Genomic DNA, 20,747 nt, shown 5'->3' with positions numbered 1-20,747 from the left:
TTTTATGTTTAAGGAAAAAATTAAACTGAAATAATCTTCACATAGCACTATAACTAAAATATCTGAGATCAGAGTTTTAATATATTATTAAATCTACTTAATAATAAAAAAGCATCCAAATCGGATGCTTTTTTATTAGCCTTATTTTAATACGAATGCATTAAAAATTAAGCTTGTAACTCGCGCGCTTTAGACATGGTTAATGCCAGGTCTTCAATCATGTCTTCCTGACCACCTACCGTACCACGGCGACCAAGTTCCATCAGGATTTCACGTGCAGATACGCCATATTTCGCTTCAGCGCGTTTAGCAAACAACAGGAATGAAGAGTAAACACCCGCATAACCTAAAGTAGCCGCATCACGGTCTGCACGAATTGGGTTGTGCATCATTGGAATCACTAGATCTTCAGCAACATCTTGTACTTTGAACAAGTCAACGCCAGTGTCCATACCCATACGGTTTGCCACAGCGATAAACAGTTCAAGTGGCGTATTACCTGCGCCAGCACCCAAACCTGCAGATGCCAAGTCAACACGTACTGCACCTGCTTGAACAGCAGCAACAGTATTCGATACACCCATACCTAAGTTGTGGTGACCGTGGAAACCAAGCTCAATGCTTGGGTCCAAGTGTTGACGTAAGTGACCTACGCGATCAATAACGTCTTGAGGAAGCATATAACCTGCTGAATCTGTCACATAGATACAGTTTGCACCGTAAGACACCATCTTGTTTGCTTCTTCAAGCAATTTTTCAGGAGATGCCATATGCGCCAACATTAAGAAACCGACGGTGTCCATTTCTAGTTTACGTGCAGCGGTGATGTGCTGCTCAGAACAATCCGCTTCAGTACAATGCGTCGCCACACGAATGGTAGAGACACCAATTTCATGTGCCATTTTCAAATGGTCAACCGTACCGATACCAGGTAAAAGCAATGCAGAAATTTTTGCATTTTTCATACGTGGCACAACAGCGGATAAATATTCTTCATCCGTTGCAGCAGCAAAACCGTAGTTCACTGATGAACCGCCAAGGCCGTCACCGTGCGTTACTTCAATTAAAGGTACGCCGGCATCATCAAGTGCTGTTGAAATTGCAATCATTTGCTCAACAGTCGTTTGATGGCGCTGCGGGTGCATACCATCACGTAAAGTCATATCATGAACAATAATCTTAGACATTTTGGTATTCCTTTAAGCTTCAGCGGCGTTGAACACGTGTTCTGCGAACATTTCTGCAGTACGTGCAGCTGCTGCAGTCATAATATCCAGGTTGCCTGCGTATTTCGGCAGGAAGTCACCCAGACCTTCAACTTCCAAGTAAATTGATACGCGGTTGCCATCAAATACCGGACCATTTACCAGCTTGTAACCTGGTACGTATTTTTGAACTTCCTTGATCATGGCATGTACAGATTCAGTAATCGCTGCCTGATCCGGCTCACCTTCAACCAAGCAATGTACTGTGTCACGCATCATTAAAGGTGGCTCAGCCGGATTAATGATAATGATCGCTTTACCTTGTTTCGCGCCGCCGACTTTCTCGATTGCACCCGCAGTGGTACGTGTGAATTCATCAATGTTTTTACGCGTTCCCGGACCAACCGACTTAGTCGATACAGTTGCAATGATTTCGCCGTATTCAACAGGTTGAACGCGAGAAACCGCAGCCACCATCGGAATCGTTGCCTGACCGCCACATGTCACCATGTTCACGTTTGGTACTTCGCCCGCTTGTAGCAATGCTTCAAGGTTGACTGGTGGTACACAAAATGGACCAATCGCAGCAGGCGTTAAGTCGATCATCAACACGCCAAGTTCATTCAGCTTGCGGCTGTTTTCAGCATGGACATAGGCAGAAGTTGCATCGAATGCAATTTTGATGTCATCAGCAATCACATGAGGAAGCAGACCATCGACACCTTCAGCTGTGGTTTTTAAACCCATTTTCGCAGCACGCGCCAAACCTTCAGAAGTCGGGTCAATCCCCACCATCCAAACAGGCTCTAACCATTCGCTACGTTGTAATTTATAAAGCAAATCAGTACCAATATTCCCTGGACCGATCATTGCACATTTAATCTTTTTCATGAATGTACTCTCTTGGAATCTTGATTATTCAGCAGCGAATGCAGCGGTTACTGAACCGAAGCCTTCAATTTCAACCTTGAATTCATCACCTGGTTGCGCCACAACCATTGGACCTAAAGCACCCGTCAAGATGATGTCGCCTTTTAAAAGCGGACGGCCACGACGCACCATTTCATCTGCAAGCCAAACAGCAGCATTCAATGGGTTTGCAAGACATGCTTTACCCACGCCTTGAGAAACGACTTCCTCACCGCGCGTCATCACCATCTTGCAGTTCACAAGATCAAGTTTTTCTAACTTAACCGGCTGAGAACCCAAGACAAATGCAGCAGAAGATGCGTTATCCGCCACAGTATCAATCAGGCTAATTTTCCAGTTTTCGATACGGCTATCGACCACTTCAATTGCAGGCAGTGCATAATCAGTTGCGCTGATAATGTCTGCATACGTGTGTTTTTCTTTGGTTAAATCCTGGTTAATCACCAATGCGATTTCTGCTTCAACTTTCGGCTGAATCAGAAGGCCGGCTGGAATTGCTTCACCATCGCCATAAGCCATATCGGCAAATAACATACCGAAATCCGGCTGATCTACACCCAGTTGCGCTTGAACGACTTTAGACGTCAAACCGATTTTACGACCCACCAGACGGCGACCTTCAGACAAAGCACGCTCGGTATTCACTTCCTGAACGGCATAGGCGATATCTACGTCAGCACTTTCACCGCCAAGTTCCGGGCGAATCGGTGCAATCGCAGTTTGTGATAATTCAGCGCTACGAAGTGCTTGTGCAACTGATTCAACAACAGCAGAATTCGACATCAATGTTTCCTTAAACTGCAAAAATTAGGCTTATGCCGGGATCTAAGAGGGACAGAAAATATGGACATGATCAGGCTGATCATCCGTATGGACTGCCTTTCTCAGAGCGAGCATAGGAATAAACAGTTTTAGGATGGGAAAAATACGGCGTTTGTGCCAATAGTTATTTTATTTTTTGCTATAGCTATTATCTATAAGAATAATTTATGAAAAACTAAATAAAACAAAATCTTATTATTTAAAACACATCGTTATTTAGCAAAATAACTGCCATAATATGACCGAATAAAATCAGTACAATTACGACTTTAGACTAAAAGATAAGAACCAGCGATTAAATCTGCAGCACTCCCCAGCCAATTCAAACCGGGGAAATACTTGTTTTTCACTGCAACCAAGATAATGGATTAAACTGCTTGTTTCCATTGGACTTTAGCCAACAATGCAGTATGTAAAGCAGCCACATCATCCACGATACAGACTGGATTAAATTGAGCCAAAAGTTCAGGCGCATGCACGCCATAACTTACCCCAACGCTTGGCATGGCAATATTTTTCGCCATTTCCAGATCATAAGACGTATCACCGACCATAATCGCATGTTCAGCCTGCACACCGGTTTCCGCCAGAATTTCTTCTAACATGAGTGGATGAGGTTTAGAATGGGTTTCGCTGGCTGCGCGCGTAGTCACAAACAGCTCCTCACTGTTCGTCTGTTTCAATACACGATCCAGACCTTTACGACTTTTACCTGTAGCAACAGCCAGCTTTACGCCTTGCTGCTGTAAATCTGCGAGCATGTGCGCTACGCCTTCAAACCAGGAATCTCCTGACGAGTTGGCAACATAATGGTCGGAATAAGCCTGCAAAATATCCGTATGTAATTCTGGTACTGCCGGGAATAAACGCTGCGCGACTTCAGGCAAACCTAGGCCAATAATGCTTTTGGCATCTGCATTCGTTAAAGGCTGCTGAAATTGCTGTGCGGCAAACTGCAAACTCGCCACGATTTGACCAACTGAATCAAATAAAGTGCCATCCCAATCAAAAATGACCAATTTTGCAGGTATGTTCATAAAGATTTCCTAGATTTGATTCAGGGTTAAGTAGCTTTAACACCTCTCCCTAGCCCCTCTTTAAGAAAGAGGGGAATTCCCTCCTTTTCAAAGGAAGGTGAGGGTGGATTGAATTTATTAAAAGAAAAAAATAAGTCCTTACTGAGCAGCCGGTTTATCCGCTTTCTGCGCTCTTAACTGCGCCACCAGACTCTGCATATCTTCCGGTAATGGCGCTTCAATCGCTGGATATCCTGGAATGTCCAGACGCATTGCGTGTAAACACAAACGGCGTGGTTTTGGCCCACGATATTCCGTTTCATGCCCATACTTTTCATCGCCTACTAGCGGATGACCAATGCTCAAACCATGAACACGAATCTGATGGGTACGACCAGAAAGCGGAGAGGCATACACCAATGTGGCATGCATAAAACGCTCTTGCACATTCCACTGGGTTTTAGACTCTTTGCCTTCTTTCGGTGACACGCAGACGCGACGTTCACCATTGGCCAGCTCATAACGATGTAAAGGTGCATCAATCAGCTGTTTATCCAGACTGACCTGCCCTTTTACCACAGCGGCATAGGTTTTTTTGATTTTATGTTCACGCAACATATCTTGTAATGTTTTCAACACGCTACGCTTTTTGGAAATCATCACCAGACCGGAAGTATCACGGTCAATCCGGTGAATCAGTTCCAGATACTTTTTACCGGTTGCGGCACGCAAGCCCTCAATCAGGCCATAGGCCACACCGCTACCACCATGCACAGCAATCCCGGAAGGTTTATTCACGACCATCAAACCTTCATCTTCATAAATCACACGGGCCAATAAGCCTTGTGCCACTTTGTCAGAAACAGGTGCAGCAGATTCATCTTTTTGTTCATAGCGAATCGGCGCAACGCGAATCTGGTCACCGATTGCGAGTTTGGTTTCTGCTTTAATGCGTTTTTTATTAACGCGAACCTGGCCTTCACGAATCAGACGATAGATACGGCTTTTTGGCACACCTTTCAGACGACTAAACAGGAAATTATCGATGCGTTGTCCATCTTGATGTTCATCCACTTCAAACCAAGTGACGTTTTGCCATTGTTGCGTAGAATTCATACAGTTACTATGACCCAAAAAATACTAAAATTGATTAAAAACTGATCACTTAGGTTATGCTTTACACAAGAAACATAAGCTTAGCCCATAGGCAGATGATGCAAGGTTTGATATAGTCAGCGCACGGAAACCATCGTTTGTGAGTAAAAGTTGAATCATTTCAGATTTTTCTGAACTTGATTGTTCAATTAAAGACTCACATGATACGGGAAGGTCCCCAAAGAATTATGCCACGCCGAAGGCTTATTATATCGGCAAACAAAGCAAACTGTTGCGTTTAATTGTACCTCAGGTACATAAATCAGTTTGTCTTAAAAAATATGTCGCCAACTTTGTTGGTTTTTAAACGTAAACTGATACACATCAGATTAGTCGCAACCTGAAGACGACTTCAGGCTACAGCGTTGATGCATTGGATCTGCACAGTTTGTAAAGATACGACGACAATTCCGTATCAAGACACTTTCTATAAAGAAGGGATGATCTTCGAGCAATGTGACAGTGAAAGTTACACACATCCAATGCACCGCTCGTCCGCCAGTGAAGCGTTCAGGTGACTTTAATCCGTTTAAAGATTGAAGCCGTATTGCCATCATCAATACGTGAATCAAAAACCGAAGCCCATCTATATTAAATAGAGCTCGGTCATAAAAGACTCAAACCACAATGAAATTCATTGCAGATTTGAGCCATTGATCCGTGATGTGTGATGTTCGCTACGTGTATAGCGATTTTTTGCTGTGTATCACTATAAGGTGTTACACCCATGAAACGTATGTTGATTAATGCAACACATGCCGAAGAAATTCGCGTTGCACTTGTCACTGGTCAGCGTCTTTACGATTTTGATTTAGAAAATCGTACCCGTGAACAAAAAAAATCCAATATCTACAAAGGTCACGTGACTCGCGTTGAACCTTCTTTAGAAGCTGTATTCGTTGAATACGGTGCAGGTCGCCAAGGCTTCCTGTCAATGCGTGAAATCGCGAATTCATATTACAAAGCCGACCCTCGCCAAACTTCGAATATCCGTGAACTGATCACTGAAGGCACCGAACTTCTGGTTCAGGTGGAAAAAGAAGAGCGTGGCAACAAAGGCGCTGCCCTGTCTACTTTTATCTCACTTGCTGGCCGTTATTTGGTATTAATGCCAAACAACCCGAAAGGTGGTGGTATCAGCCGTCAGATTTCCGGTTCAGTGCGTGAAGAACTGAAAGAAATGCTGGCAACACTGAACGTGCCACGTGGTATGAGTGTGATTGTGCGTACTGCCGGGATTGGCCGTTCACAAGAAGAATTGCAACTCGACTTACAACACTTGTTAGACCTTTGGGCACAAATCCAGAGCACGGCAAGTTCAGGCCCATCGCCAATGCTGGTACATCAGGAAGCGGGTGTGGTAACACGTGCCATTCGTGACTACCTGCGTGATGATGTTGCTGAAATCCTGATTGACTCAGAACAAGCCTATAACGAAGCCTATAACTTCGTAAAAGCGGTAATGCCACGTCAGTTAGAAAAACTGAAAACTTATACCTTAAATGAACCTTTATTCGCGCATTTCGCGATTGAAAGTCAAATTCAAACTGCTTATGAACGTGAAGTAAAACTTCCTTCAGGCGGTTCGATCGTAATCGATCAAACTGAAGCTTTAGTGTCAATTGACATTAACTCGGCAAAATCGACTCGCGGTAGCGACGTTGAAGACACCGCGTTAAATACCAATATTGAAGCGGCAGAAGAAATCGCGCGTCAATTACGTTTACGTGATATCGGTGGTCTGGTGGTGATCGACTTCATCGACATGACTAAAGACCGCAACCAGCGTATGGTGGAAGCGAAGCTGCGTGAAGCGACGCAAAGTGACCGTGCCCGTATCCAGTTCGGTCAATTGTCACGTTTTGGTTTGATGGAAATGAGCCGTCAACGTCTGCGTCCTTCTCTTGAAGAAGCGACTGGCTACGTTTGCCCACGCTGCCATGGTACCGGCATGGTTCGTGATCTTCGTTCTTTATCACTTTCGATTATGCGTAAAGTGGAAGAGATCGCGTTACGTGAACGTCATGGTGAAGTTCAAGTCGAAGTTCCAGTCGAAATTGCTGCCTTCTTATTGAATGAAAAACGTCACACCTTGGTCTATTTAGAACAGACTTCAAATGTACGTGTCACTGTGCTGCCGCATCCGCATCTGGAAACACCGCATTATGAAATCACTTATAATGCCGAAGGCTTTGCACCAACCAGCTATGAACGTACTGAAGCAACTCGTTCAAGTGAAAAAGAGTTGGGCTATGAGTCATCTGAATGGCATTTAGAAGAAGAACAACATACGCATGCTGCTGCACCAGCGCCTGCTCAACAGCAAAACAACGGCAGAAACAATAAACGCCGTAACCAGCAAAACCAAAATGCACAGCAAGTACCTGTTGCGCAACAAGCTCCTGCCCAAGCACAAGTTGCTGCTCCTGCATCTAGCCCATGTGCCTGGTTAGAAAACCTCTTTGTTCAAAAACAGGCTGCGACTGTTGATCAATCGCGTACTGCCAACAATGCAGCTGCAGCAATTGAACAAATGATCAATGGCGGTGCGGTGAGCCGTGGTCAGTTCGGTCAATTGTCTGCACCGGTGGCACAACCTGCTCCACAGCAAGTATCTCAACCTGCTGCTCCGGCAAGCAGCAATGCTTACCTGGCACCATCGACTGTAGCGCAAAAACAGGAACGTGATGCTGAAAAACCGGCTGAACGTGATGAAAGAGCACCGCGTCATAACAACAAAAAACCACGTAATCCGAAGCACAAAGAACCGCGTGAGCAGGTTCAGTCTGAAGCTTCCGCTCCTCAGCAACATCAGGTGCATGAAGAAGTGGTTCAGGTATCTCGTCAAGAGCAACGTCATGAAGCACGTGAAAACAAGCGTAATTCTCGCCGTCAGCATCACAACGAGCCATCTCAGCAAAATGATGTTCAAAACAATGAACAACAGCCACAACAGGCAATGCCACGTCGTGACCGCCGTAACCAGCCACGTCAGGAACGTCCAAATCGCCACCGCGATCCAAGCGTGCTGAATGAGCAGGCTCAACAAGCAGCACCTGCAGTCGTTGAAGCTCCAGCAGTCAACGACAAGCAGCTTCGTGTTGAATTGGTTGATGCACCACGTCAAGTCGTGATGCCAACCGCTATGGTCGTGAATATTGACCAGGCAAAAAGCGAAATCGTGGCATTGAATGACAATGCTGCAGTTGCAACGCCAGCGGTTGAAGTTACTGCACTGGCAGATGCGCCAGTTGAAGAAGCCGCGGCTGAAAATGTAGTGGAAGCTGCACTGACAGCCCCTGTTGAAGAAGTTGTGCCAACTGAAGAATCAAGTGCTGAAAAACCACGTGCCAGCAACGATCCGCGTCAGCGTCGCCGTCAGCAGCGTGAAGGCCAGCCTCAACAGGCCACAGTTCAGAAGTTGACTCCGTCACAAGTACCAACATTGGGTCAGTTCACCATTGGTAGCCTGATTCGCCATGTTTATGGTGAAGACTGCTCCGTACTGATTGAACAGTTTGGTTTATTGCCAACCTTCAACCGTGCTCTAGAGAAGTTCACAAAAGAGTACAACGCGAGTCTGGTGGCTGCAGCATCGCCTGCCGCAGAGAAAAAACCGGTTACCCGTGATGTTCAAGTAACCGTAGCCAAGGTTGAAGCAGAGCCTGCTCCAGTTCTGGACCTGACTCCACCAAAACCGGTGTCGGACAAACGTGTCGCAAACGATCCACGTGAGCGTCGCCGTCTAGCTAAACAGGCTGCAGAACAGGCCCTACAACAAGCCAAGCAACAGGCTAAAGTAGAAACAGCTCCGGCAGTTGAAACTGCGCCAGAAGCACCTGTAGCAGCAGAAGCGCAAGCAGAGTCAGCTGAAGCAGCAGCAACTGAAACTCCAGTAGCCACTGAAGTAGCTATTGAAGAAACCGTAAATGCTCAGCCAGCTGAACAAGCCACTGAAACGACGGCACCAGTAGATGCAGCTCCTGCAGAAGAGACTCCAGTGACTGAAGCTCAACCTGAAGATGCTGCGCCAGTTGAAGCAAATGCTGAATCACAAGCTCCTGTTACAGAAGCCCAAGATCAGGCCGAAGTAACAACAGAAGACACTGAAGCCAGCGAAGCTGAAAAAGCGGAGAAACAGGCTGCTCGTCCACGTCGTCCACGTGGTCGTCCACCGAAAAAAGCCAATACTGCAACTGAATCATAATTTGCTCAATTGCAGTCATATAAAAAAACCTAGTCATTTCGGTGACTAGGTTTTTTTTGCTAGATTTAGTCAGAATAGGTTGATTGCACTAGTGTTTTAACGCTAAAAGATGGCTAGCTCGTCTACTGTATATAAATTGAACGTATCGGATACGAAAAATAAATAGGATTCTCATGACCCAAATGAAACCACACGATCTGATTGGGATTGCAGATGTCGCTGCCAAAATCCCGGCTTTCTTGACCAAAGTGCCCAATTTGCTCACTGGTCTAAGACAGGCATATTTACGTACTCCGAACACACCGGCCGGCCTGGGTCTGGCTTTTGAAAAAGCCACCAAGCGTAACCCGGAAGGCATTGCCTTGCGTTTTGAAGAGCAAAGCTATAGCTATGCTGCTCTCAATGCCTGGGCCAACCAGATTGCCCATTTCTATCTATCCTTGGGTGCCAAGAAAGGTGATGTCGTTGCCGTGATGGTCGAGAACCGTCCTGAACTGATTGCCAGTGTAATTGGTCTGGCCAAACTGGGTGTGACGACCGCTTTAGTGAATACCTCTCAAGTCGGCAAGGTGCTGACGCATAGTATCAACCTGGTCAAACCGATTGCCCTGATTGTCGGCGAAGAGTGCCGTCATGCAGTTAACGAGATTCGTAATGACCTGAATATTAGCAGTGACCGCTTACACTGGTTTGCGGATCAAAATACTCAAGCCGATCCGGGTCAGGCGCCTGAAGGCTTTATCAACCTGGCTGAAAAAACCGATCTTGCTCCCAAAGTCAATCCATCAACCACCCATTCGGTGCAGGGCAAAGACGGGCTGTTCTATATTTACACCTCGGGCACGACGGGCCTACCTAAAGCGGTGATCTTTACCAATGGCCGCTGGACGCTCGCTTATGGCACCTATGGGCATGTGCTAAACCTCAATCAAGATGATGTGATGTACTGTACCCTGCCGCTTTATCATGCCACAGGCATGGTGGTGTGCTGGTGCGGTGTCATTGCAGGTAGCAGCACCCTGGCGATTCGGCGTAAATTTTCGACCTCCTCTTTCTGGAAGGATGTACAAAAATTTGATGCCTCTGCGATTGGTTATGTCGGTGAGCTGTGCCGCTATCTGATGGATGCTCCCTCATCTGAACTGGAAAAAGGCCACCGCGTGACCAAGATGATTGGAAATGGGATGCGCCCAAATATCTGGGATAAATTTAAATTCCGTTTTGGCATTCAGGAAGTGCTGGAACTATATGCCTCCAGTGAAGGCAATGTCGGTTTTAGCAATATTTTCAATTTTGACAATACCGTCGGTTTCTCACCCACACCGTATGCCATTATTGCCTTTGATAAAGATAAAAATGAGCCGGTACGAGACCTTAAAGGCCGTTGTAAACGGGTGAAAAAGGGCGAGACTGGTTTACTGATTGGTAAAATCACCCGTCGTTCACCTTTTGATGGCTATACCGACCTCGAAAAAAACAAGTCAGTCATCATGCAGAATGTATTTACCAAAGGTGATGCTTACTTCAATACCGGGGATCTGATGCGTAATATCGGCTTCCGTCATGCGCAGTTTGTCGATCGTCTGGGTGATACTTTCCGCTGGAAAGGGGAAAATGTTTCTACAACTGAAGTGGAAAACATGCTGACCGAGTATGACAAAATCGTTGAAGCGGTGGTGTATGGCGTAGAAATTCCCAATACCAATGGTCGTGCCGGTATGGCCGCGATTACCCTGCAACCCGATGTAAAATTGGATGATGCAGATTTAGCAGCCATGGCCGCTTGCTTTAAAAAATGCTTACCAGCTTATGCAGTACCAGTATTTTTACGCGTACAACAGCAAGTTGAAACCACAGGCACCTTTAAATATCAGAAAAATAAATTGAAAGAGCAAGCATTTGATCCGAGTAAAACCGATGAACGCCTGCTGGTGTTATTGCCAGGTGCAACGGCATATTTCGAGCTCACCGCAGAGATTTTTGCCAATATTCAGGCCTATCAATATCGCTTCTAAGTACTGAAGTTGCCTATTTTTTGTTTAGATAAAGCATAATTGTTGTATTTATAATCAAACATGGGCAACTTTGTTATTTTTTGCTTGCGCTGAAATGAGATCTTGCTACAATACGCTCCATCAAACAAAGTGGTGCTTTAAGCTATTTAGCTTGACTTGCACTGCACATTCAAACCTGGTTTGAATGATGGTTCAGGGTCGTTAGCTCAGCTGGTAGAGCAGCGGACTTTTAATCCGTTGGTCCCGCGTTCGAATCGCGGACGACCCACCACTTATTTGATATTCCTTGATGGGTCGTTAGCTCAGCTGGTAGAGCAGCGGACTTTTAATCCGTTGGTCCCGCGTTCGAATCGCGGACGACCCACCATCTTCCGAAAGGATCACGTAAAAGTACACCACACTCTTGCGTCATAAAAATGGTCATTATCATTTTTATTCCTCAGGGTCGTTAGCTCAGCTGGTAGAGCAGCGGACTTTTAATCCGTTGGTCCCGCGTTCGAATCGCGGACGACCCACCATTCTTCCCTTAGAATGTTTCTCTGATTTCCCTCATGATATTTTAATTAAATTGCGATGTTTTGGTCGTGTATTTCTGCGCCTAGATTTTATGCTCACGCGTCCCCACCACTCGCCTTTATTGTCTAATCTAAATCGTATTTGAATTAAGCTTTCGACCAGATCAGCCGATTTTTATCGGGCATTATTTTTGAATATGAAAGGATGTGTCTTTGACCAGTTCATAGGCTTTTGAAGGTGCCGGATAGCCGCGATCAAATAGTTCCCGGTTGGTTCTTTCCTTTTCACTATAGATTTTTTCCAGATTCATGACCAAGTGATTTGAATCTTTAATCTTATAGTAAAAGCTCGCCCCTTCTTTGAGATTCACCACCACATCGGTACGTTCCGGATTGATAAACCAGCGGTCTTTACGGTAGGTGATATTGTGAGCCGTGCTGTTTTTGGTATTATCAATAAATACTTTGCCATACTGTAAAATGCTGCGATGCACCGTACCGTCCGGTAGTAAAGTCAAAATAAATTCTGCCTTGCCTTCAGTACAAGGCGCAAAGCGGCCATCACAGTCGATTTCAGTATGATAGCGGCCTATAAACGCCTTGGCATCCTCTGGTACAGTTGCCGGGTTTAAATCAGCTTCTGCCGGAAGAGTCGCCTGCCCTGCGACCTGAGTTAAGGATTTGGCACTGACGGTCACTACATCGGCCTTTGTATTGGGAGCGGAAATTTTAACACCTTCTTCTGAGGTCGCCTGACTTTCCTGTTCAGGTTTGACTTGCTGCTGATCACAAGCCTGCAAAATCACCATACTCCCCAACACCAGGCTACATTTAAAAAAACTGCTTAATGTACAACGGGATACATCCAATTTCATTTTTAATAAACCTAAATAGGAAAAATGGCGAGCAAAAAGCACACAGCAAAGCTGCTGAACTTTACACAAGAGTTCAATAGAATTTTCACTATGTTAGTAGCTCTTAGATCTGGTTTTAATCTTTATTAACATTACTTAACGATTTTATTTTTAATCAGCACTTTAAAAAGCTTAAGCAAACTCCATTTCTTTAAGTATGGATCTAGTTTTAGGATTCACACCTATTTTTAATCAGGAGATTTTAATGGCCAATGTTGGTTTATATCGCTCTAACCGCTCAAACATGATTGCAGGTGTGATGGGTGGTATTGCTGAACGTTTTGGTTGGAACGCAAATTTATTACGTCTAATTTTTGTGGTGATTTCAATCATGAGTGCCGCCTTCCCGGGTATTTTGGTTTATCTGGTGTTGTGGTTAATCATGCCGAAAAAACAGTACAGAATTGATCATGACAGCGTTCATCAACCTCAGGGCTATCAAAATCCTGTGCGTACAGTGAATCAGGATAAACGCTATTAAGCTGTACAGTCATTTTTAACAAGCGTTCTTAACCAGTTTCATCGCAGAGCTTCCTCTTTCACCCCGGTTAAATGGGATGAAATTTTGATGCCACGGTAATTTCCCCAAGTTATCGTGGCTTTTTTTGCCTATCTTTTATGATGACTGAGCTTTAGCCTCTCTGTTTATCTTTCAGATTGATTCAAGATCAACTGCATCCTGCGATTGATATAAAAAAATCTGCTTAAATATATTTTTAGCATTCACTTAACGTATTTTTAAGCTGTCGCTGATCGTAAAAAGTGTATGCTCTAAAAATAAAAAAGTATAAATTTCATATAGTCTAAAAATCATAGAAGCGTTAAATCATTTATGGATAAGATATTTCAGTTCATATCCCGACCGATCCAGAATTCTCCCTGGAAAATGACATTTAACCTCGCGCTTGCACCTTTGATCATCGCTGTAATTTTATTCCCTTATGCGCTATTTCATGAAGTCAGTTATGGGGTTTTCTCCATTTTCAAGAGTCTGTTTGCAGCGCTTTTTATTAGCTTTTTTGTCTGCCTGACTTACTGGGTGATGGTCTTTCCTTTTCTATTAGTGACTCACCTGCTGCTATGCCATTATCAGCTGTTTAATATCATCACGATTTTAATGAGCTGCGTACTGGGAACCCTGATTCTGGCTTATATCTCGCATCCTCCAAGTGAAAATTTTAGTTCCCATTTTTTGTTTCTGCTGTGTTTTTCCCTGCCGATGGCACTATTTTACAGTTTTCTCAGCTGGCAAGCTGACCAGAGTTGATCACGCCCTGCCTGTTAACTTCTGTTTTAATCCGGTTTTAAGCTTTCATTTTAAAATGATTCAGCTCCTGATTGAGTGCGGCAATCATGTCTGCCCGGCTGATAATTCCCACCAATTTCTGCTCGCTCACCACCGGAATATAGTTGAAGGAACGCTCGACAAAATATGGCACCAGATCCTGAATGGGTTGTAAAGGCTGCACTGTGATCACCTTACGGGTCATGATATGTTTGACCTGATGTTCCCAGCTACTGCGCACATCGGCAGCGCGCTTGAACCATTCCACCACCTGATACATTGCCAGTGTACCGACCAGTTGTTCATCGGCATTAACGACGGGCAGGCTCATCAGGTTCATCTGTTTGAACTTGTCCAGTGCGTGCTGAATATCATCATTTTCATGCAGGGTTGCCACATCCTTGGTCATAATATCCTGGCAGCTAAATTCATGCACTGCACGCGCATTGGCGCGGTTTTGTGCCTCCATAATGATTTTTTGCAGGTCATATTCACTGATGTCCAGCAGCTCGGTGCGCTGATCCAGCACTTCCTGAATATCCTGAGGTTGAATGGTGACTTTCTGGGTCGGCGTCGGATCCTTGGAACGGGTATTTAACTGGGCTTGCTGTGGATAATCCTTGCCAATCATCCGGTTAAAGACAATCGCAATCACCATGAGCAGAATTGAATTGAGCAGCACCGGATAAAATACAAAGGCATAACCCAGTTCATGCACCGGCTGGCCACCCAGCACTGCGGTAATGGCCACGGCGCCACTCGGTGGATGCAGGGAATCTGTGGTCATCATCAGGACAATCGCCAAGGCCACGGCGACACTAAAGGCTTCGGTCGGACTGGCAATTAACAAGGCACAGCTCACGCCAATCACCGCAGCAATGGTATTGCCGACCAGAATATTCCAGGGCTGTGCCAGAGGACTGGCAGGCACTGCAAACAGCAATACCGAGGATGCGCCCATCGGGGCAATATACCAGGCTTCAAAATCCCCCAGAATCCATAAACTCAACAAAGACGAAACCACCAAACCCAATAGTGCTCCAACTCCGCAGAGCAAACGGTCTTTGAGTGGAAGGACTTTGAAATTTGGTTTTAAGGTATTGAGCCAGTCGAGATGGGAATGAAACACAGTGCGCCTGATCTTATTGTTTGTAGATTTTGGGCATTATAGAACCAAGCCCGATGAAAGGCATCTGTGTTTTACATCTTTTCATCATTCGCGAATGCAGGCTTTTTAAAACAATATTTCACTCAGATTAAAACATTCATTCGGCTTTTTATAGAATGATCACTTTATTACCGGTAGTCATTTGTATGGAAAAATCCTTTCTAACCTTCTGCTTAAATCGTTGTTCAAATTTTTTTAAAACAGCTTAATGGCTCATTTCAGGTTGAATCAGTGGCTGGATTTTTAACAGTTCGACCTCACCATAATAGGTTGAAAATGCCACATCTCCGGCATCGACTCCAGTACCGATCCGAATAAGATTTTCGACCGGAGCCAAACGGGTCGGATCAAACTGCACCCAGCCACCGTCTAAATAGGCTTCAAAAATGGCATGAAAATCGGGTAAAAACTTTTCAATTTCCACATAACCGACCACCATGCGTGCCGGAATTCCCAAGGCACGGCACAGGGCAATGCCTAAATGGGCGAAGTCACGACATACGCCTGCACGATGCACCAGTACATCTGTGGCAGTGGTAAACTGGTCAGAACTGCCAGACACATAAAAAATATTGTTATAAATCCACTGTTCAATGGCTTTGACCCGAGTATAACCTGGTGTCATCCAGCCAAATGAGCGTTTCGCCATTTCCAGCAATAAATCCGAATTGCAATAACGGCTGGCCAGCAAATAAGGCAATACTTCATCGGGCAGCTCAGGAATGGCCACTTCTTTCAGACCCTGCTGAAGTTCCAGAGAGAGGCTCGGATGATGGACTACTGTCGCCGTATAATTCAGCTCAAAAGTCTCACAGGGTTCGACCTGTAGCCGGATATGACGATTTTGATGCTGAGCATCCTGAAATTCATGCCATACCACCGGCAGATTAAAGCTGAGTTGTTCTTCGAGAATCTTCTGATCGGAATGATGTGCCGCCTGAAGCATAAAAATAAATTCTGTCGGTTGCACGACCTTGTATTTTAAATGGCACTGAATTTGGTAAGTGGTCATGAAGTTCCTTATTTTTAAGCATTATTATATTGCGTGAATATTAAACTAATTTTAGAGCAGCAATCGTATGAGATCCGTTGAACTTTATGACTCTCCGGTTAACGGCATGCCATACATCTGGTTTATTCCTGATTTTCAGCTCGGCCCGTATCGACCAGCCAAGCTAAAAATGCAGTAAGACTCTAAATACCGCGTATCCTTTAAGCCTGTTTTATTTTTTTCAGAAAAGTATCCCCACATTAACCCTTTGCCACTCCCCTGCAAAGTCCTTATAATTGAGCACAATTTTTCTCTAATTTTAAGTGGATGACCATGAGTCGCGCCATATCGCATATTGATACCTTCCAAGGCTTAATTCTTGCCTTACAAACTTACTGGGCGGAGCAAGGCTGCGTCATTTTGCAACCTTATGATATGGAAATGGGTGCAGGGACATTCCACACTGCGACTTTCCTTCGTGCGCTGGGTCCTGAAACCTGGAATGCCGCTTACGTTCAACCGTCACGCCGTCCGAAAGATGGCCGTTATGGTGAAAACCCGAACCGTTTGCAACATTATTACCAATTCCAGGTGGTGCTTAAGCCAAACCCGGACAACATCCAGCAGCTTTATCTTGATTCATTAAAAGCGATTGGTATTGACCCACTGGTACACGACATTCGTTTCGTAGAAGACAACTGGGAATCTCCAACACTGGGTGCTTGGGGCTTAGGTTGGGAAGTTTGGTTAAACGGTATGGAAGTGACTCAGTTCACCTACTTCCAGCAAGTCGGTGGTGTTGAATGCTACCCAGTGACTGGTGAAATCACTTACGGTCTTGAACGTCTTGCGATGTATCTGCAAGGTGTAGATTCGGTTTACGATCTGGTTTGGACCAAAGGTCAGTTCGGTACGGTAACGTATGGTGATGTATTCCATCAAAATGAAGTGGAACAATCGACCTATAACTTCGAATATGCCAACGTTGAAAAAATGTTTGAATTGTTCGATTTTTACGAAGCTGAGGCAACGCGCTTAATTGAAGCGAAACTTCCACTTCCTGCATATGAGCAAGTCGTGAAAGCATCACACAGCTTCAACTTATTGGATGCGCGTGGCGCGATTTCTGTGACTGAACGTCAACGTTATATTTTACGTGTACGTACCTTGGCACGTTCAATTGCACAAAGTTATGTGGCTGCACGTGCGGAACTTGGTTTCCCAATGGCTGAACCTGCATTACGTGATGAAGTGTTGGCACAATTAAAAGCGCAAGTTGAAGCAGAAGCGAAAGAAGCAAACAAGGAGAGCAAATAATGTCTAAACATACCGTTTTGTTCGAATTGGGTTGTGAAGAACTTCCACCAAAAAGCCTGAAAAAATTACGTGATGCCTTACATGCAGAAACCGTAAAAGGCTTAAAAGATGCTGGTCTTGCTTTCGATTCAATCGCAGCCTATGCAGCACCACGTCGTCTTGCACTTAAAATCGTCAACGTTGATGCTGCGCAAGCAGATACACAAAAACGTTTTGATGGCCCTGCGAAGCAAGCTGCATTTGATGCTGAAGGCAACCCGACTAAAGCCCTTGAAGGCTTTATGCGTGGTCAAGGCATCACAGTTGACCAAGTTTCGACTTTCCAAGCGGGTAAAGTTGAAAAAGTATGCTTCTTGAAAGACGTGAAAGGTCAAAGCCTTGACGTTTTACTACCACAAATTTTACAAAATGCTTTGGACAATCTTCCAATTGCAAAACGTATGCGTTCTGCGGCAAGCCGTACTGAATTCGTACGTCCCGTAAAATGGGTGGTGTTGTTAAAAGATAACGATGTGATTGATGCAACCATTCAAGATCATAAAGCGGGTAACGTGACGTATGGTCACCGTTTCCACGCGCCTGAAGCGATCACTTTAGCGCATGCTGACGAATACCTTGCGAAGTTAAAAGCAGCGCATGTTGTGGCTTCTTTTGAAGAGCGTCAAGCGATCATCGACCAACAAGTGAAAGCATTGGCGGATGAAGTGAATGCCATCGCAATTGTACCAAGTGATCTTCGTGACGAAGTGACTGCATTGGTTGAATGGCCTGTTGCGCTACGTGCAAGCTTTGAAGAACGCTTCCTTGCTGTTCCTCAAGAAGCATTAATTACGACGATGCAGGACAACCAAAAATACTTCTGTTTGGTGAATAGCGACAATAAACTTCAACCGTACTTCATTACTGTGTCAAACATTGAGTCGAAAGACCCGACACAAATTATTGAAGGTAACGAAAAAGTGGTTCGCCCACGTTTGTCTGATGCTGAATTCTTCTTCTTGCAAGATCAAAAGCAACCGCTTGCGTCTCGTAAAGAAAAACTTGCGAACATGGTGTTCCAAGCAGAGCTTGGTACGCTTTGGAACAAGTCTGAACGTATTGCAAAATTGGCTGTTGCGCTTGCGCCTATTACAGGTGCAAAAGCGGAAGATGCTGAAAAAGCGGCACTTCTTGCAAAATGCGATTTAACCTCTGAGCTTGTGGGTGAATTCCCTGAACTTCAAGGGATTGCAGGGACTTACTACGCACGTCTTGAAGGTGAAAATGCGGAAGTGGCTGAGTCTTTAGGTGAGCAATACTTACCTAAATTCGCAGGTGACGTTTTACCGAAAACCAAAACTGGTACAACCATTGCTCTTGCGGATCGTTTAGATACGCTCACAGGTATTTTCGGTATTGGTCAAGCGCCTACAGGTTCTAAAGACCCATTTGCACTACGTCGTTCTGCAATTGGTATTTTGCGTCTTGTGACTGAAAACGAGCTTGATGTTTCAATTGAAGATTTGATCAAACTTGCACTTGCTGCTTATGGCGATGTATTGAAAGATCACGACAAGACTTTGGCGGATGCTGTGGCATTCCTTGAAGGTCGTTACCGTGCGAAATACGAAGACCAAGGCGTTGCAGTAGACGTGATTCAGGCAGTTCAAGCCTTGTCGCCAAAATCTCCACTTGATTTTGACAAGCGTGTAAATGCGGTCAATCACTTCCGCGCATTGCCTGAAGCGGCTGCGCTTGCTGCTGCAAACAAGCGTGTTGCGAACATTTTGGCAAAAGAAACTGCTCCTGAAGGTGCTGTAGTTGAAGCAAACTTGGTTGAAGATGCTGAAAAAGCATTGTTCGCTGAACTTGCTAAAATTGCGCCTCAAGTTGAGCCGTTATTTGCTGCTAAAGACTATACTGCTGCGTTGTCTGCACTTGCTGCACTTCGTGCGCCAGTGGATGCGTTCTTTGACGGCGTCATGGTGATGGCTGATGATGCTGACCTGAAAGCAAACCGTTTACGTATGCTTGCGCAGCTTCGAGGCTTGTTTACGAAAGTGGCTGATATTTCGGTATTACAGCACTAAGTCAGACATTTGAAATAAAATTAAAACCCTGCTAGAAATAGTGGGGTTTTTTATTTTTCTCAATAATATGAAATTATCACAAGCACAAAAAGCATTAGAATTTTTAAAATCTAATCCTAACCAAAAATTTACAGCTAGATTTATTGCTGATAAATTAATTGCTACATATCCTCAAGACTATATTGAGAAAAGAAATAATATTAAATTTGAAAACAATGAAAGTGCTTTTAAACAATAAGTTATTCGAGAGTTATATAGTATTTTCCCAGACTTAATTCAAAATAATCCTTGAACCGTACCGGGTTTGTCGGAGAGTCAATATTCTGAGAGACTACCCCGATGACAAAATTAAAATATACCCCTGAAATCAGAGAAAAAGCGGTTCAATTACTAATTGAATCTGAAAAAGATTATCCTTCTACTTGGGCTGCAATCACAGCAATTGCGCCTAAGATTGGTTGTACTCCTGAAACACTTCGTGCCTGGCATCAAAAGCATTTAGATCAGCAAAATCCTATTAAAGTACAACAGATATCTGATCAAGAAAAAATGAAGCAAATGGAACGTGAAATTAAAGAATTAAAGCGTGCCAATGAAATTCTACGTAAAGCAGCCGCTTTTTTCGCCCAGGCGGAGCTCGACCGCCCACACAAATAATGGTGGATTTCATCCATAACAATAAAGATCGATATGGTGTTGATGCGATTTGTAGGATTTTACCGATCGCAGCTTCAACCTATTACCGAACTTTAGATCTCGCGGACAATCCAGAACATCGAGCGAAACGAGATCTACATGATGAGCATCATGCTGAACAAATTAAACGAATTTGGAAAGAAAGTTCAGGTCGATATGGTGTGCGTAAGGTCTGGCAACAATTGAAACGTGAAGGCTATATTATTGCACGTTGTACAGTTGCTCGATTGATGCAGAAGCTAGGTATACAAGGTGTTTGGCGTGGTAAGAATAAACAAACCACCCGTAGCCGAGATGATCAAAAAAGAGCAGATGATTTAGTGAAACGTAATTTTAATGCTGATCATCCTGACCAACTGTGGGTGAGTGACTTTACGTATATTCAAACTCATTCAGGCTGGGTCTATACCGCCTTTATTATTGATGTGTTCTCACGAGCAAT

15 protein-coding genes, 3 tRNA genes, 1 pseudogene and 1 other annotated feature are annotated in these 20,747 nt (G+C 44.5%); of the genes and pseudogenes, 11 read left to right on the top strand and 8 right to left on the bottom strand.

Features of this window, described 5'->3' with window-relative positions; genetic code table 11:
- Positions 1-167 precede the first annotated feature (167 nt).
- The 5 genes from dmpG to PV763_RS10320 all read right to left on the bottom strand — a co-directional run bounded on the left by dmpG (position 168) and on the right by PV763_RS10320 (position 5,089).
- Entirely contained in the window at positions 168-1,187 is a 1,020-nt protein-coding gene (gene dmpG, locus PV763_RS10340) for a 4-hydroxy-2-oxovalerate aldolase (protein WP_005102984.1), read from the bottom strand.
- Positions 1,188-1,199: 12 nt separating this feature from the next.
- A complete protein-coding gene (locus tag PV763_RS10335; RefSeq protein WP_420937797.1) occupies positions 1,200-2,096 on the bottom strand; it encodes an acetaldehyde dehydrogenase (acetylating) in 897 nt (298 codons plus the stop codon).
- Between the two features lie 24 nt (positions 2,097-2,120).
- Positions 2,121-2,918: a 2-keto-4-pentenoate hydratase gene (locus PV763_RS10330; RefSeq protein ID WP_004647361.1), complete on the bottom strand. Its 798-nt coding sequence runs from the start codon at positions 2,916-2,918 to the stop codon at positions 2,121-2,123.
- Positions 2,919-3,325: 407 nt separating this feature from the next.
- On the bottom strand, positions 3,326-3,994 hold the full coding sequence (locus tag PV763_RS10325; protein ID WP_420937796.1) for an HAD-IA family hydrolase: 669 nt from the start codon (positions 3,992-3,994) through the stop codon (positions 3,326-3,328).
- A 138-nt stretch (positions 3,995-4,132) separates the two neighbouring features.
- The gene (locus PV763_RS10320) at positions 4,133-5,089 is read right to left on the bottom strand and encodes an RluA family pseudouridine synthase (RefSeq protein ID WP_004278531.1); all 957 of its coding nucleotides are present in this window, start codon (positions 5,087-5,089) and stop codon (positions 4,133-4,135) included.
- 766 nt (positions 5,090-5,855) lie between these two features.
- Here PV763_RS10320 and PV763_RS10315 point away from each other — a divergent pair.
- The 5 genes from PV763_RS10315 (at position 5,856) to PV763_RS10295 (ending at position 11,868) form a co-directional block, all read left to right on the top strand.
- Positions 5,856-9,335, top strand: coding sequence for an Rne/Rng family ribonuclease (locus PV763_RS10315; RefSeq protein ID WP_004647360.1), 3,480 nt, complete (start codon positions 5,856-5,858; stop codon positions 9,333-9,335).
- A gap of 173 nt (positions 9,336-9,508) precedes the next feature.
- Positions 9,509-11,350 carry a long-chain-acyl-CoA synthetase gene (locus tag PV763_RS10310; RefSeq protein WP_005102975.1) on the top strand — a complete coding sequence of 614 codons (1,842 nt, stop codon included), beginning with the start codon at positions 9,509-9,511 and terminating at the stop codon, positions 11,348-11,350.
- Positions 11,351-11,545: 195 nt separating this feature from the next.
- Positions 11,546-11,621, top strand: a tRNA-Lys gene (locus tag PV763_RS10305).
- A gap of 20 nt (positions 11,622-11,641) precedes the next feature.
- Positions 11,642-11,717, top strand: a tRNA-Lys gene (locus PV763_RS10300).
- 75 nt (positions 11,718-11,792) lie between these two features.
- Positions 11,793-11,868, top strand: a tRNA-Lys gene (locus PV763_RS10295).
- A gap of 182 nt (positions 11,869-12,050) precedes the next feature.
- Here the strand turns inward: PV763_RS10295 and PV763_RS10290 are convergent.
- On the bottom strand, positions 12,051-12,740 hold the full coding sequence (locus tag PV763_RS10290; protein ID WP_420937795.1) for a hypothetical protein: 690 nt from the start codon (positions 12,738-12,740) through the stop codon (positions 12,051-12,053).
- A gap of 244 nt (positions 12,741-12,984) precedes the next feature.
- On the opposite strand from PV763_RS10290, the gene PV763_RS10285 reads away from it, so the two are divergent.
- Positions 12,985-13,260: a PspC domain-containing protein gene (locus PV763_RS10285; protein WP_004278536.1), complete on the top strand. Its 276-nt coding sequence runs from the start codon at positions 12,985-12,987 to the stop codon at positions 13,258-13,260.
- A gap of 351 nt (positions 13,261-13,611) precedes the next feature.
- Entirely contained in the window at positions 13,612-14,046 is a 435-nt protein-coding gene (locus PV763_RS10280) for a hypothetical protein (protein WP_004647357.1), read from the top strand.
- 37 nt (positions 14,047-14,083) lie between these two features.
- Here the strand turns inward: PV763_RS10280 and PV763_RS10275 are convergent, their stop codons facing one another.
- Together PV763_RS10275 and PV763_RS10270 are read right to left on the bottom strand one after the other, a co-directional pair.
- The gene (locus PV763_RS10275) at positions 14,084-15,193 is read right to left on the bottom strand and encodes an HPP family protein (protein WP_004278539.1); all 1,110 of its coding nucleotides are present in this window, start codon (positions 15,191-15,193) and stop codon (positions 14,084-14,086) included.
- A 244-nt stretch (positions 15,194-15,437) separates the two neighbouring features.
- A complete protein-coding gene (locus PV763_RS10270) occupies positions 15,438-16,244 on the bottom strand; it encodes a transglutaminase-like domain-containing protein (RefSeq protein WP_420937794.1) in 807 nt (268 codons plus the stop codon).
- Between the two features lie 312 nt (positions 16,245-16,556).
- Between PV763_RS10270 and glyQ the strand changes: the two genes are divergently transcribed.
- The 4 genes and pseudogenes from glyQ to PV763_RS10250 form a co-directional block, all read left to right on the top strand.
- Positions 16,557-17,540, top strand: a complete 984-nt coding sequence (glyQ, locus tag PV763_RS10265) for a glycine--tRNA ligase subunit alpha (RefSeq protein ID WP_005102966.1) — start codon at positions 16,557-16,559, stop codon at positions 17,538-17,540.
- A complete protein-coding gene (gene glyS / locus PV763_RS10260; protein ID WP_005267524.1) occupies positions 17,540-19,609 on the top strand; it encodes a glycine--tRNA ligase subunit beta in 2,070 nt (689 codons plus the stop codon). Before glyQ ends, glyS begins: the two co-directional genes overlap by 1 nt.
- A 67-nt stretch (positions 19,610-19,676) precedes the next feature.
- On the top strand, positions 19,677-19,847 hold the full coding sequence (locus PV763_RS10255; RefSeq protein ID WP_017398057.1) for a hypothetical protein: 171 nt from the start codon (positions 19,677-19,679) through the stop codon (positions 19,845-19,847).
- A gap of 101 nt (positions 19,848-19,948) precedes the next feature.
- Positions 19,949-20,747, top strand: a pseudogene (locus PV763_RS10250) (IS3 family transposase); the annotation flags it as partial.
- Positions 20,224-20,340: a sequence feature (AL1L pseudoknot), on the top strand. Its footprint overlaps the pseudogene before it by 117 nt.

It is taken from the genome of Acinetobacter sp. AS5, assembly GCF_048957595.1.
In the GTDB taxonomy this organism is placed as follows: Bacteria; Pseudomonadota; Gammaproteobacteria; order Pseudomonadales; family Moraxellaceae; genus Acinetobacter.
The sequence above is the reverse complement of the archived record's forward strand: the minus strand, read 5'-3'. Positions and strand labels throughout refer to the sequence as shown.